Annotated in this window: 16 protein-coding genes; 4 read left to right on the plus strand and 12 right to left on the minus strand. The window is 41.6% G+C overall.

Annotated elements, in window-relative coordinates:
- Nucleotides 1-111 precede the first annotated feature (111 nt).
- Nucleotides 112-441 (plus strand): hypothetical protein, encoded by a 330-nt coding sequence (locus IQ230_RS06670; RefSeq protein WP_193931258.1) that lies wholly within the window; start codon nt 112-114, stop codon nt 439-441.
- 87 nt (nt 442-528) lie between these two features.
- Here the strand turns inward: IQ230_RS06670 and rpsN are convergent, their stop codons facing one another.
- On the minus strand, nt 529-831 hold the full coding sequence (gene rpsN / locus IQ230_RS06675; RefSeq protein ID WP_015189741.1) for a 30S ribosomal protein S14: 303 nt from the start codon (nt 829-831) through the stop codon (nt 529-531).
- A gap of 193 nt (nt 832-1,024) precedes the next feature.
- Between rpsN and IQ230_RS06680 the strand changes: the two genes are divergently transcribed.
- Nucleotides 1,025-1,561 (plus strand): hypothetical protein, encoded by a 537-nt coding sequence (locus tag IQ230_RS06680; RefSeq protein ID WP_228054644.1) that lies wholly within the window; start codon nt 1,025-1,027, stop codon nt 1,559-1,561.
- 154 nt (nt 1,562-1,715) lie between these two features.
- On the opposite strand, the gene IQ230_RS06685 is transcribed toward IQ230_RS06680, so the two are convergent.
- From IQ230_RS06685 to IQ230_RS06710, 6 genes are all read right to left on the minus strand, one after another.
- Nucleotides 1,716-2,459: an anti-sigma factor gene (locus IQ230_RS06685; protein ID WP_193931260.1), complete on the minus strand. Its 744-nt coding sequence runs from the start codon at nt 2,457-2,459 to the stop codon at nt 1,716-1,718.
- Nucleotides 2,460-2,467: 8 nt separating this feature from the next.
- The gene (locus tag IQ230_RS06690; protein WP_193931261.1) at nt 2,468-3,049 is read right to left on the minus strand and encodes a sigma-70 family RNA polymerase sigma factor; all 582 of its coding nucleotides are present in this window, start codon (nt 3,047-3,049) and stop codon (nt 2,468-2,470) included.
- A 98-nt stretch (nt 3,050-3,147) separates the two neighbouring features.
- The gene (locus IQ230_RS06695; RefSeq protein WP_193931262.1) at nt 3,148-3,507 is read right to left on the minus strand and encodes a hypothetical protein; all 360 of its coding nucleotides are present in this window, start codon (nt 3,505-3,507) and stop codon (nt 3,148-3,150) included.
- 746 nt (nt 3,508-4,253) lie between these two features.
- On the minus strand, nt 4,254-5,132 hold the full coding sequence (locus IQ230_RS06700) for a DUF4394 domain-containing protein (RefSeq protein WP_322742301.1): 879 nt from the start codon (nt 5,130-5,132) through the stop codon (nt 4,254-4,256).
- Between the two features lie 89 nt (nt 5,133-5,221).
- Nucleotides 5,222-6,355 carry an extracellular solute-binding protein gene (locus IQ230_RS06705; RefSeq protein WP_193931263.1) on the minus strand — a complete coding sequence of 378 codons (1,134 nt, stop codon included), beginning with the start codon at nt 6,353-6,355 and terminating at the stop codon, nt 5,222-5,224.
- Between the two features lie 10 nt (nt 6,356-6,365).
- Nucleotides 6,366-7,007: a phycobiliprotein lyase gene (locus tag IQ230_RS06710; protein ID WP_193931264.1), complete on the minus strand. Its 642-nt coding sequence runs from the start codon at nt 7,005-7,007 to the stop codon at nt 6,366-6,368.
- A 437-nt stretch (nt 7,008-7,444) separates the two neighbouring features.
- On the opposite strand from IQ230_RS06710, the gene IQ230_RS06715 reads away from it, so the two are divergent.
- Nucleotides 7,445-7,816, plus strand: a complete 372-nt coding sequence (locus tag IQ230_RS06715) for a hypothetical protein (RefSeq protein WP_099699319.1) — start codon at nt 7,445-7,447, stop codon at nt 7,814-7,816.
- A 22-nt stretch (nt 7,817-7,838) separates the two neighbouring features.
- Here the strand turns inward: IQ230_RS06715 and cobT are convergent, their stop codons facing one another.
- The 4 genes from cobT to surE all read right to left on the minus strand — a co-directional run bounded on the left by cobT (nt 7,839) and on the right by surE (nt 11,226).
- Nucleotides 7,839-8,948, minus strand: coding sequence for a nicotinate mononucleotide-dependent phosphoribosyltransferase CobT (gene cobT / locus IQ230_RS06720; RefSeq protein WP_193931265.1), 1,110 nt, complete (start codon nt 8,946-8,948; stop codon nt 7,839-7,841).
- 34 nt (nt 8,949-8,982) lie between these two features.
- Nucleotides 8,983-9,687 carry a DUF2232 domain-containing protein gene (locus tag IQ230_RS06725; protein ID WP_193931266.1) on the minus strand — a complete coding sequence of 235 codons (705 nt, stop codon included), beginning with the start codon at nt 9,685-9,687 and terminating at the stop codon, nt 8,983-8,985.
- Nucleotides 9,688-9,793: 106 nt separating this feature from the next.
- The gene (locus tag IQ230_RS06730) at nt 9,794-10,492 is read right to left on the minus strand and encodes a Crp/Fnr family transcriptional regulator (RefSeq protein WP_193931267.1); all 699 of its coding nucleotides are present in this window, start codon (nt 10,490-10,492) and stop codon (nt 9,794-9,796) included.
- A gap of 56 nt (nt 10,493-10,548) precedes the next feature.
- Nucleotides 10,549-11,226, minus strand: a complete 678-nt coding sequence (gene surE / locus IQ230_RS06735) for a 5'/3'-nucleotidase SurE (protein WP_193931268.1) — start codon at nt 11,224-11,226, stop codon at nt 10,549-10,551.
- A 480-nt stretch (nt 11,227-11,706) separates the two neighbouring features.
- Between surE and psb32 the strand changes: the two genes are divergently transcribed.
- Nucleotides 11,707-12,354: a photosystem II repair protein Psb32 gene (psb32, locus tag IQ230_RS06740; protein ID WP_322742302.1), complete on the plus strand. Its 648-nt coding sequence runs from the start codon at nt 11,707-11,709 to the stop codon at nt 12,352-12,354.
- On the opposite strand, the gene IQ230_RS06745 is transcribed toward psb32, so the two are convergent.
- Complete coding sequence (locus IQ230_RS06745) at nt 12,355-12,738, minus strand: DUF4346 domain-containing protein (RefSeq protein ID WP_193931270.1); 384 nt, start codon at nt 12,736-12,738, stop codon at nt 12,355-12,357.
- Nucleotides 12,739-12,777 lie beyond the last annotated feature (39 nt).

Genomic DNA, 12,777 nt, shown 5'->3' on the forward strand with positions numbered 1-12,777 from the left:
ATTCAATTACCTTCTCTGCCACCAACATTGAAGTTTGGGACGCTTGGTATTACTTTAGAATCTAAATAATGCTTGAATAATCGACTAACTATTCTTCAGCCGAGCGTTATCATGTCTGAGCCAATTCCACCGATTACTCTGCCTCCAGCAGAAAACCCGCAAACTGAAGGAGAGTGGTTGCAACAGGTTTTGCAGCGGTGGCTTGATGAAGAATTTTTACCAGAACCAGCTAATCAGCAAATTGCCCAACGTGCTGCTCAAATCTTTGTCCGACAAAGAATGGAAGGCGAAAATGACTTAGGTTCGCTGGTGCTTGCGATTGTGACTGAAATGCAAGCTTTTGATTTTTCGCAAAGTTTTTATGGTGAGTTTGCGATCGCTAATGCAGTCAGCGACCTCCTTTTAGATAGTTTAGGTATTGATCGCTGTTGTGGTCAATAAAGAAACAAGGATCGGGGAGCAGGTTTTAGGAGTTAAGAGTTTTTCACCCTTAACCCTTTTCACGCTTTATCATTCCCCGTTGTGCTATTACCAGCTAGATTTGACAACTCCAGGAAGTAATCCTTGGTGCGCCCATTCGCGCAATACGTGACGAGATAGACCAAAATCCCGATAGACTCCTCTAGGACGCCCTGTCACCCAGCAGCGATTATGTAAACGTGTTGGAGCACTATTACGTGGTAGCTGTTGAATTTGCCGATGAATTTCCAACTTCTCGCGTTGTGAAGTTGCTTGCTCAAACTGCTCAATTAAAGCTTCCCGCTTTTGTGCATATTTTGTAACAAGCTTTTGGCGCTTTTTCTCGCGCTCAATCATGCTTTTTTTAGCCATTTACAGTTTTTTTGATTCCTAATTAAAGACACCATTCTCTATTGTAACTTTTTGTAGGGCATTGACAACAATTTGAGTTCACTGAATTGTGTATTTCCAGTAATAAATCAATGAGAAATCTGGAATTTTAGACTACAATAAGTCGCCAGGAAGCTACGAATGAAACTATCTTAAAATGCGATCGCTTCTCTTAATGAGTCTAAGCATTGTTACTTGGCTCGTTCCATTACCATCATCAACCGTGCAAGCAATACCACAGCCTTCGACAGAGCCATTGGAATTAAGCTTGTTAGAACCAGGTGCGCCTTTAAGTAGTAGATACGTCATCACAGCAAACACAATTTCTCAAAGCGATCTGACTGTTCCCAGTTTATGGTGGGCAAGAGAACAGTTTGCAAGTCAACTCTTAGACAATTGGATTGCATATCCTGCTGATGGTACCAATGCTGGACGCATTGACTTGATTGTCAACCGCCGTCTTTGGAATGCACTTGACTATCTACAACGTTATGAGTTTGTGAATCACTTTGGTACAGTAGGGAGAGATTATGGTTACAACATTCGGGTATTTAACTATCGACAAGAGCTATTAGCAACATATACTTGCGAGTTTACCGCAACTCCCCAATGCCAAATTGACTATCTCAGCACGACAGGAAGATCGGGATTGCGGCGATTAGGTGAAAGTCAAAATGGTACTATGCTGCAACTAGATACAGAAGCAGAGTAGACATAACAGAAGTGTTAACTAATATCAAATCCGGTTAATTAGTGATGATGAAGATGGTGAGTAAAGGTAACTAGTGACTAGTAACTAACCACTAACTACTCTACCGATAGTCTGGTTGTTTAACCGGAGAGAATATAACTTCTAGTGTTAGATTTTACACTTTCACAATCAAGACTGGTGCTCCTTCGTGTCTTTGAGGAGCGCTAGCATCTTCTACGGTGATAGCAACTGCTGTAACCAAGGCTTTATTGCGATAGACTTGAGGCACCTCAATATTTTCTGAAGCATTTCCATTAGCATCCACTGCAAATACTGCCGTTAATACTGCGTCTTTGTCATCAGTTGTAAAGGGCGCACCTTGTTGTAAAACTGTCCACAGGGCATAAACTTTTCCAGGTGGTAGTGTAGGCAAGTTTTGAGCGTTTAGCTCAGCTTCTAGAGTACTGGGATCGACTGTCAGGGTAGCCGACGCAGAGACATTTGGATCTTGAGCTTGAAGAACAAAAGTTAAAGGTTCAGTTTGTTGAACCTCAGTTTGTAAAGCGTGTAGAGTTTGCCACAGGCGATAGTTACTAATCCCTAACGCAGCAACTAACACTGCTGCTGCAACTCCCATTGCTTGAATCCAAGAAAACGAACGCTGTGACTGTGGGCGCAAGGGTTTATCTTGCTGCTTATTCGCCTCCAAGATGGCTGCACGTAGATGACTTGGAGGTGCTACTTCAGGAGGAGCATATGATATTTCTAATGCCTTTTGCATCTGGGCAACTTCTTGAGCGATTGCAGGGTCATTTGCCAAAAGTTGCTCAAACTCTTCTATTTCCTCTGGACTCAGATCGCCAAGGACGTACCCAGCAATTAGTAACTGTAACTGTTCTGACGGCATCGACCAAACCATAGTTGGGGCTATCTAATGTAATCCGTGAGAGTTTGACGCAGTTTGAGAAGTCCCCGCCGCGCTCTAGCTTTCACAGTACCTAGAGGAATTTCTAGTTGCTTGGCAATTTCTGATTGGCTAAGACCATCATAGTAAGCCATGTGCAGAATTTGCTGTTGAGTGTCTGATAACTGGGAGAGTGCTGCTTGTACCTCCTGAGACTGTTCGCTACGAAAAACTTGTTCAAAAAGAGAATCAGTAACATGCTCTGCTTCACTGTCTCTCCACTGTCCAAAAAACTCGCGGGCTTTACTACGCGATCGCACTCGATCAATGGCTCGCGAGCGTGTCAAAATTGCCAAGAATGTTCTTAATGATCCTCGACTTGGATCGTAAGAAGACGATTGAGCAAGCTTGAGAAAAACATCCTGAGTGAGATCTTCTGCTTCTTGTGGATGACCAAGGATTTTGAGTGCTATTCCATAAACTAATCCAGCATGGCGATCGTAAAGAATGCCTAAAGCAACATCCTGACCAGCTTGTAGTGCGCGATATAGTTCTACATCTGTTTGGATTAATTTTTCAGTGTTGCCAGGTTGCTCAGAAGGCATTGTACCTACTAAGAAGGTGTACTGTATGAGGTGATTGTACGATTAATCTCATCTAAATCGAATTGAAATGGAAAGGCTTGTCCAATAGGCATATTCACCTACAGATCGATTGATAGATTAGATGTTTCTGGTTGAAGTGTGTAGTTTGTAAGTCGCCAATCATTAGTTGTTGCTAGTGAAGTGCTAAGTGAACCATCAGCTTGTTTGTCAAGCTTCATCCAAAGCGTACCATGCTCGCCACAAACAAATTCTTCAATCCAGGAGTTACCATCCACACATACCTCTTTAGTAGTTACCAGTAATGCTCCTTGGTGAGATATTTTTACACATCTTTGGTTTTCTAATACTCCTGTATGAGATAAAAAGTACTTGAGGCTGCCTACGCGCCACAATCGGCGATCGCATTTAGGGCAATAAAACCGCTGTACATTTTTCTGCTTACTACGTTTACTAGGCATTAGAAACCTCTTATCTAGAATGGTGCTTTCAACAACCTAGTTTTTACACTGCGTAAATAGTGAATCATTAATTGTGTTCTTGCCTGACTTCATGAGGAACTTCTCAGCATGAGGAAGTCTTGTTTAGAAAGCAATTAACATTTAATAGATTAATTCAATCAAACGTCAGATGTGGAATAGCTATCTTCCCTATCCACGGCGCACTCAAATTTACCTAACAAGCTTTCTTCTTATAAACTCATGTTTTTTCACCATATTTCTCACAGCAAGCCGGAATTGATTATTAAACACTGAGTCAGCGCTAACATCAGGTTCAATTAATGAGCTATACTTTGCTATGCAAATCTAGATTGATAATCAAGCTAAAAGCCCTATAAAGGAGTTCAATACTTTATTCTGTTTGTGTAGTAATTAGTAAACCAGTAAGACATCAAGATAGTATTACTGTCCCTTAAACACAATAAATTTTTATCAGAAAACTTTTTCCTTATAAGGCTTATAGCTCAAATATTGTATTATTTCGATAAACTGTTGTTGTACTACTGCACCTCTTAAAATGCATCATCTAGCAATATTTGCAACTCACTTTTACTTTTGTAGACGATGCATCTGAAGTCTCAAATTACAATTTTTTCTCACTTCCATCATCAAGAGATGAACTAATATAGTCATCCTTAAAAAAGTTGGAATTTGATTGCGTTGCTTTTGAGAATTTTTTCTTAGTGACAACTTCAGGTTAAAATTTGCTATCTACCTCTGGAAGTGATGGTAGCAGCAATACCAATTAAATTACCTTTACGGAAGTTCCCTATAAAAGTAGCTCTTCCTGTTGATAGATCTACGGTATACAAAGATCTAGCCGCAGCAATAAATCCGACATTCTCTCCATTACGAGTAGTCACAATGTCAAATCCTGCAATTGGTGGTAGGTTAAAACCTAGCGATCCTACTGTCGTTAAAACACCATCATTGGGTGGATTCTGAAGAACTAAAGAATCAGAATCATAATCTAAATTATAAAGTGTGGTACTGCTAACTCCTGGTCTAGAGTTAGTATATGCAGAAGCAGTTACTCCTATTGCTTGAGGGGGATTGTAATTAAGCGGTTGATCGACGACGACTTCTCCAGTATCAACGTTGATTCTAAAATTCTCACCATTGTTTGCCACCAATCTCAATCTGTCAGCAACTGGATTGAAATCAACGCCGGATTGAAAGCCGCCACTAAAGCTTACTGATAAAGTGCTTACCAACTTAGCAACACCAGTGTCACTATTGATTGTGTATATCTTATCAGTGTCTGTAATTGCGTAAAGTTGACCATTCGCAGGGCGGATGTCTATTCCTAAAACGTTTCCGTCCACTCCTTGAATTTTGGTCTGATTAGAACGGCGAGAATTGTATTCATACGTAACTAATGTATTATCGGTCTTTAGCCCAATGATTTTGTACGCTGGTCTACTCAGCGCTGGGGCAAAAGCAGAAACCTGAAAACCTGCGGCTAAAAGTACTACTACTGCAGCTTTACCCAATCGATTAATCATTACCCCTCCATCAACTTCTCTTTGTCGTAGTGAATTGGTTTGAACGACTCTAGTACGTCGCCAACAACGAATTGGATGCACTCACCTCAAAAAAATTTCTACATTTTTCTTGAAGTCTTCACTAGAGACAAGCTAAGCGATAGATTCTATAAGGGTTCTATAGAAATGATCTATGTTCTGATTGTTTGCCACAGAGCATCATATTGTTGCTGTACGCTAGCAGTAAGTGGTAGCAAAAACTCACTGCGTTGCAATTGAGCATTAGTAAGTCTGATTTGCTCTCGATGCGTATTTCCTGATAATTCTGTGGCAATAGGTGAAGTTCCATTACTTCGTAACGAAATTTGCTTTGCAATTTGGGGCTGCCAACAAAAATCGATCCATTGTGAAGCTAAAGTTGGTAAAACTGCATTAACTGGATTGACCCACAAATCTGCCCATAGTGCTGTTCCAGATTGAGGAACAACTGCCGCAATTTCGCGATAGCGCTGCATTACCGGTAAGACATCAGTTGACCACCCAACTGCTACCCAAGTATCACCGATAATTAACGGCTCAATATATCGATTAGAACTGTATAGTCGCACTTGTTGATGTAAAGCTTGCAGTTGCTGTTCTAAGTTTGGGATTTCATCAAGGTTTTGCGCATTATAAGATTGACCTAATTTTTTCAGTGTTAAACCAATGATTTCCCGCGACTGATCGATGACAGAAATTCGCGATCGCAGTTCAGGACGCCATAAATCACTCCAATCAGTCGGCGTCCAACCCAAAGAATTAAATTTATCTCTGTTGTAGAGAATGACTGTACTACCCCACCGATAAGGCGCTGCCCATATTTGTCCTTGGGCATCAGGTACACCTTGCTGATTGCGTCTGACTAATTCTTGCCAGCGACGCGGTAAAGCATTCCAATTTTGCAGTTGAGTAATATCTAAAGGTTGAATCAGTTGCTGTTCAATGGCTGCTGTTAACCAGTAGTCTCCCAAAGTAATTAAGGCAGCAGGATTCGGTGACTGAGATTGCTGAGTCAAAAAGGGAAGCGATCGCGACTGCGGTGTCTGATTGGCTTGCTCGTGCCAAGCTTGTAATTGGTCAAATATCTCTTCTAATTGAGCAACAGGTGTAAACTTTACTTGTGGATTTTGCTGTATCTGCTGATGAAATCGATCAACAATAATAGGTGGTATTGAACCACGCAAAAATTGCACTTGCAGAGTCTCACTTGCCTGTGCATTACACCCTGATAACATCTGTGACAGTGCTAAAGTCCCTGTCCCGAATAAAAAAGTCCGTCGATCCATAATTGAATTGTTACACGCTGCGCTGCTCTACACCAAAGCCTACCAAATCGATTGTCGTGGGTATTTCATCAACATTGTCAGGTCGTTGGTAAGTTACAATTGTACGCAAGCGCAAGTTCGGCGCTACCATGCGCATCTGATCAACTGCGACTGAGCGTCGGTAGTAAGTTGTCATCTCTAAGGTTTGACGTGTAGATTGATATGTAAATCGCCCTACTGCTGTTCCCGCTTCAGAATAACCTTCATCTCGCAAATAAAATCCTTGAATCACCTCTCCTTGGCGTTCTGTAACAACTTGCGCAGCTACAGGAGATGGTAGCTTAATTGCTGTGCTTTCAGCCGAAATGTACGCATCTGACACAAATAAAGCTTGTAAACTCATCGACACAGTTTCACCAGTTTCTGAGCGAGTATCAAATGAAATCGCAAATCCTGGTAAGTTTTCTTGTTGCATTGTCGCTAATTGTACTGCTAGTTTTATCCCTGCTTGAGCTGATAATGTTAAAATCCGCTGCTTATCTGCTGATGTAATGGGTTCTACTTGATACTCAGTATAAGACCGTTCTATACTGCCTTGTGGCATTGAATGATAAGTGCGTTCTGTAGTCCATTTCCCGCTACAAGCAGTAAAAAATTCTGGGAAACTAAGCATTATTTCTTAAATATATTGCTGCCTATCTATTTTCCCTCAATAGCCCATAGCTGGAAGATTTACTTTTATAAACTGTGCTATCTGGGTTGATATTCTAATAGCGTGAGTATTATTACTAATTAGGCTTATTCATTGAGGCGATCGCTTCTTAAAATTTTACTTACCTAACAGCAAATATTTATATTGCATAAATCCATAAAAATCAGCATTTATCAGGATTTTATCGACTGAATTTGCTGAAAAATTTACCGATCTACATAAATCAAGAAGTTACTGCTTTATGCTGATATTTATTTCTATTGAGAATCACAGATTAATGTATCGCTTCAAAATCAACATTATCAAAAGTTAAATGTTTCATAAGTAGCGTTAACTTTGCTATTTTGTTGCCTAGCATAGAGAGATATATTCCTTCGGGCAATGAGGCAGTTAATTTTATGGAACCGTTACAAAAACAAGTCGTTACCTTAAGCCACAAAGTCGATACGTTATATCAAGCAATTGAAGCACTCAACGGTAGAGTTTCTGAAGCATTGTCAGAGTGTCGCTTAGCTCCTACACAAGAAACACAGCATTCTCTACACAACATAGAAGTCCGTTACCCAAGCCAGGGATATAAAGCTTCAAAATCAACAATGGGACACAAAGACGTGCTAGAAGACAGTAACAGTCTCGACAATCAGCGTCAAAGTGGTGAGAAGGAACTTGCACCAGAAATTCAAATTCAGCGCCTGACAGCACAGCTAACAGCTGCATACAATCGAATTGCAGCTTTGGAAGAGCAACTACTAGCACAAAGAATTCACTAAAACTAACGCTAATTACTAATCGCTAACAGCTGAAGGTTGTTGAGTAACGGTCTAGTAAAGCTTCGATTATCTGTAAAAGTTGAATTTGGTTCCAATTTTGAGTTAAGCAAGCAGCAATGCAGCAACCGCCAGCTGCGACACCTTCCTTGACATAACCCTGTTCATAAACCTGTAGTTGAGGATATCGAGAATTTTTAAAACTTAGTTCTGTAGCAAGCAAAGAGACTCTGCCAATAAGTTGTGCTAACTCAACGGTATTCCCAGTAGGATCTTCTGCAACCCAACGAGTAGTTCCGACAACGACTTCTTCAGGCTGCCACGAGATCTTAAACGTTTCGGCTAATGCTTGCATCAAGGCGTATACAGCCAGCATTTGTGTACCACCAGCAAGAAGCACACCTTTAGAACGACTCAGTGCGATCGCCATCCCAGCTACCGCAATTTGCATCGGATCGCCCACTGCGGCGATTAGTGCTAGAGGATCTTGCAGCGATATTTCGTCTGTGAGTTGGGCACGTTGTAACCCTAATTGAACCAGTGCCAACTTCTGTTCGTGATTGCAAATGGGGTGACTACTGTTCACTTTTCCAGCTGCGGCAATACCCAATCCTGTCAAAACTGCAAGTGCTGTTGTTGTGCCGCCGACGACGCACTCGCCCAAAATAACATAGTCCTGCGAGTGACGTGCTAGTTGTTCGCCCCAGTACACGCCTTGTTCCCATAGATGTTTAACTGTTGCTAGTTCCAACGCACAGCCTTGACTTAAACATTTGGCGACAGTACCACCTAAATCGATCGTCGGTACGCTAGGGAGGTAAGGTAATCCAGCATTAAAAAGATAAATTGGTAATGCAAGTGCTTCTGCAACAGCACGCGAAATAAAGACGGGAGAAGCACCTGCTTGTAGCGGCGGTAAAGGATATTGCGGCTGAGGCTGGGGACCATTAAATAGAAATTCTGCATCTGCGATCGCAGTATATTTCCGCGCTTGTGGAGTACTGCCAGCAGCAGAAATCCCTGAAATTAATCCCGTTTCAGTAAAACCTAAAACACAAGCTAGTACAGGAGAACAACCACGATACCGCCGCAGCCACTCTTTACCTTGCTCTTCTTGGGTGTAAACATGAATCATGAATAATAATTAGCAATTAGCAATCAGCGGTTAGCTACTCTTCATAATCCATTAAAACTTGCACCCATTGTGGCGGACGCGGAATTGAATTGCCTAAACGATCAAGAAGGAACCAGGCTGCTAGGTGGACGACAAATAAGTAAACGATATTTTGAACAAATACAAGGGCGATCGCGCCTGCTTCAATTAATAAAACACTCGGTTGAACTAGTATTCCTAATCGCAAAAATGCCCATTCTGCAAATCTTGTCACTTGGGTAATTGTATATACCCAAAGATCTTCACCTGATAAAACCGATAATATCCAAAATCGAAAGAAGAAACCAATTGTCCCTAATAACGCACCTAGGACGATTGAAACGACCCAAGGAGCGCGACGATGCCATGCCGCACCAAGCAATACCCCCATCAAAGCAAACGGCATAATGTATAAAATACCGCGAGTTGGCCCTAAAAGTACCGATAGCAGCAATCCTGAAACTCCAGTTGCCATCCATGCCGCCCTAGCTCCCCATCGCAGGTAAACTAGTGCAATAGGTACAGGGAAGAAGATTCGTAAAAGTGGTCCTAGCGATATGTAGTAATTGATAAACCAAATTAAGCTTGCGGCACTAGCGAGAAATGCAGTTTCTACCATTTTTAAAGGAGCAGAATTGCTTCGGGCTGCTAATGGTTGACTCACAGATACTTCTGTATGTGGTAAAGCATTTTCCTCGTTGCGACTGACAGAATCACTCATGTAATTTCTTATAAAAAGATAACCATAACTCTATTCAAAAGGAATTGGGGATTAGAGATTAAGGATCAAGCTTATTTTCTGACCTCTGAACCGTAGCCTCTGATCCCTACATTATCAATCGTTCTAGTGCTTTTAGACTCGGAATAGAGAGTATTTGTTGTTGACGCAGGATTAACCCTTTTTTTTCTAATTTTGTGAGTACTCTTGTCACTGTTTCTCGTGCCAAACCACTCAAACTACTTAATTCTCGATGCGGTAAGTTAGGAATTTGGATTCCTGTTTCATCTTGTATTCCTTGTCCTTCTGCCAAAAATAATAGAGTATCGGCAACGCGTGAAACACTGTCAGACTCCCGCAGTCGTAAGCGGCGATTAACTTGCCGCAAGCGTCGTGCCATTAGTTGTGATAATCGAATTCCTGCCAAAGGTTCGGTTTGAATTAAAGCAACAAAATCGTGTGCGGGCATACTGCCAATAATAGTAGGAGTCAGTGTAATTGCATCTGTTGAGCGGGGGGCTTCATCCAAAGCAGCCATTTCACCAAAGATCTCTGCTTTACCTAAGATGTTAAGCGTGACTTCCTTGCCATCGAGATTGTAAGTCCGGATTTTTACCCAACCCTCGAGAATAAAATAAACTGAATTGCCCCAGTCATTTTCTAGTAAAATAACTTGATTTGCTGGATGTGTCCGCGTAACAAGATGAGCAGTCGCTTTTTCCACAGCTATTGTAGGCATTCCTCGAAAAAAAGGTGCCGAGTAGATTGATGGATTGACAGGTTTGTGAGAGGTGTATTGGTCATCCATAAATTGATTTTGCGAGCGGCTTGCTGTGGATTTGCATTTGAATAAAGAGCTTGGAATTAAAGTTTGATCTGAGTCACAGCGATGCGTCCTGAGAAACAAACATCAACGTCGCTTCCAGGAGTGCGATCGCGCATAGCATATTCTCCTACATAAAATAAATTTTCTCCCTCAACACGATATTTTAATGGTAGTGGTTGCTTGCATGGTCCACAAAATACGACCTCTGGATCGGGTTCTCCTGGCTCTAAGTGAGGCAAATTCACATTCCAAAAAGTTCCTGATACCCAAGGGCGCTGTAGCAAATCTGCTAAAACATGAGCTGTCCAACGGGCTGCAACATCCCATTCAACATTTTTTTTTCCTTTACGATAATGAGAAATCGCAATACCTGGAACTTGATGAAACGCTGCTTCCCTAACTGCAGCGACTGTTCCAGAGATGTAAGTGTCTGCCCCCATATTTCCTCCAGCATTAATTCCCGACAAGACAGCCTTGACATCACAAAATAAATGTGATAAGGCAACACGTACGCAGTCTGCTGGAGTTCCGGCGATCGCATATTCGGTTTGAGATCTTTGCTCGATATGAATTGGTTGAGTTGTCGTAACTTGATGACCACAACCAGAAAGATGTGCTTTGGGAGCAACTAAAACTCCTTGACCATTCACTGCTTTAAGTAACGCTCGAATTCCAGGGGCGTCAATCCCGTCATCATTTGTGAGAACTAAAGTCATTTGGTAGGGATATATAACAGAGGTTAGGGAGATTATTGTTTTTAAGGGTGGAAAATTTAATATTAACGTTTTGTTGACTTGTTACATTTGCAGTTTTTCAACAATTTTTGACTGAGTTTTTTCCTAATTTGTTAGAAATCTCAGAAATTAAATTCATGGAGCAGTTAGTGAGTTTTTAACCTCTGACTTCTGACCTGTGAACCGAAGGTCTGCGAAGCGCGTCCCCTAACCCCTTCTGTTGCGGTAGTATTTTGAGATGAAAGCAATTGGTAGTTGGTGAATAGCTTAAACAAAACATGTGAACTCGTAAATGGATAACTTGCTGCGTTTAAATTTAGTGTATGTCGGTTTTCTCACAAGCTAAAGGCTAACAGCTAATTGCTTTTTTATTCGTCGTCTATCGGGTTTGTTCCGATGAAACTCCTCAATCAATTTTTTAGTTCAATAAACTACTTATCACACTTGGTTGTGCTACTCATAGTGCTGTTACTCTCATTGACACTAGGGATAGCACCTGTCAATGCGACTGGCGTGTATCAAATGCCACAAGTAACCGCAGGCGATCGCAACTGGGTGATCGATCAAGCTGAAGTCATCAGCCGAATTAATGAAGGCAAAATTGGTGACGCTTTGGAAGATCTAGCGCAAGAGACAGGTAATGAAGTTAGATTAGTCACAGTTCGTCGCCTCGACTATGGTGAAACCATTGATAGCTTTACACAAAAGTTGTTCGCCAAATGGTTCCCGACACCAGAAGCGCAAGCCAATCAAACTCTACTGGCAATCGACACGCTGACAAATAACACTGCAATCCGTACTGGGGACAAAGTCAAGACATTGTTATCTGATGATACGGCTCAAAGTGTGGTGACAGAAACTGTGCCAGCACCGCTCCGCGAAGGTGAAAAATACAATCAAGCCTTCTTAGACGCGAGCGATCGCTTGGTTGCCATTTTGTCAGGAAAAGAAGATCCAGGACCGCCACAAATTGCTCAAACAGTCAGTGTCGAAGGTACGTTTAAAGCAAAAGACGAAACTGACACGAACAACGCGACGATTTGGGTTATTGGTTTATTACTTGCTGCAACAGTTATTCCTATGGCAACTTACTACTTATATGTCAGATAGTTAGTCCTGAATATATTCTTGCCCAGATATTAAAGCATTCTCAGCTCGGACAAACTCGCGCCCAAGATAAGCCGCATGGTCCAATAGAGTCACTGGACAGGGCTGAGTTTGCTCAAAGATTTTGACGCAAAGTTCTTTTGCAGTTCTACCAGAGTAAACTGTAGTATGAGTTCGTTCAACCTTACCACGTGCTGGAATAACTTTACCTGTTTCGGGATCAACAGCTAAACCGCGCTCGTCAATGATATTTGTAAAATGTTTAGCACAAATGGATTGAGCTTCGCGATCCAAATAGATAATGAAGTATCCTGATGGGTCAAGGTCAATATGACGCTGTGAAAGTTTGTTATCGATTGCTGCTAAAGATTCAATCGTTTGGTTCATCGTGTGTTAACTGCTTTACTTTTACCCTATAACCAGTGT

The sequence above is a fragment of the Gloeocapsopsis crepidinum LEGE 06123 genome (genome assembly GCF_015207655.1).
Lineage (GTDB): Bacteria > Cyanobacteriota > Cyanobacteriia > Cyanobacteriales > Chroococcidiopsidaceae > Gloeocapsopsis > Gloeocapsopsis crepidinum.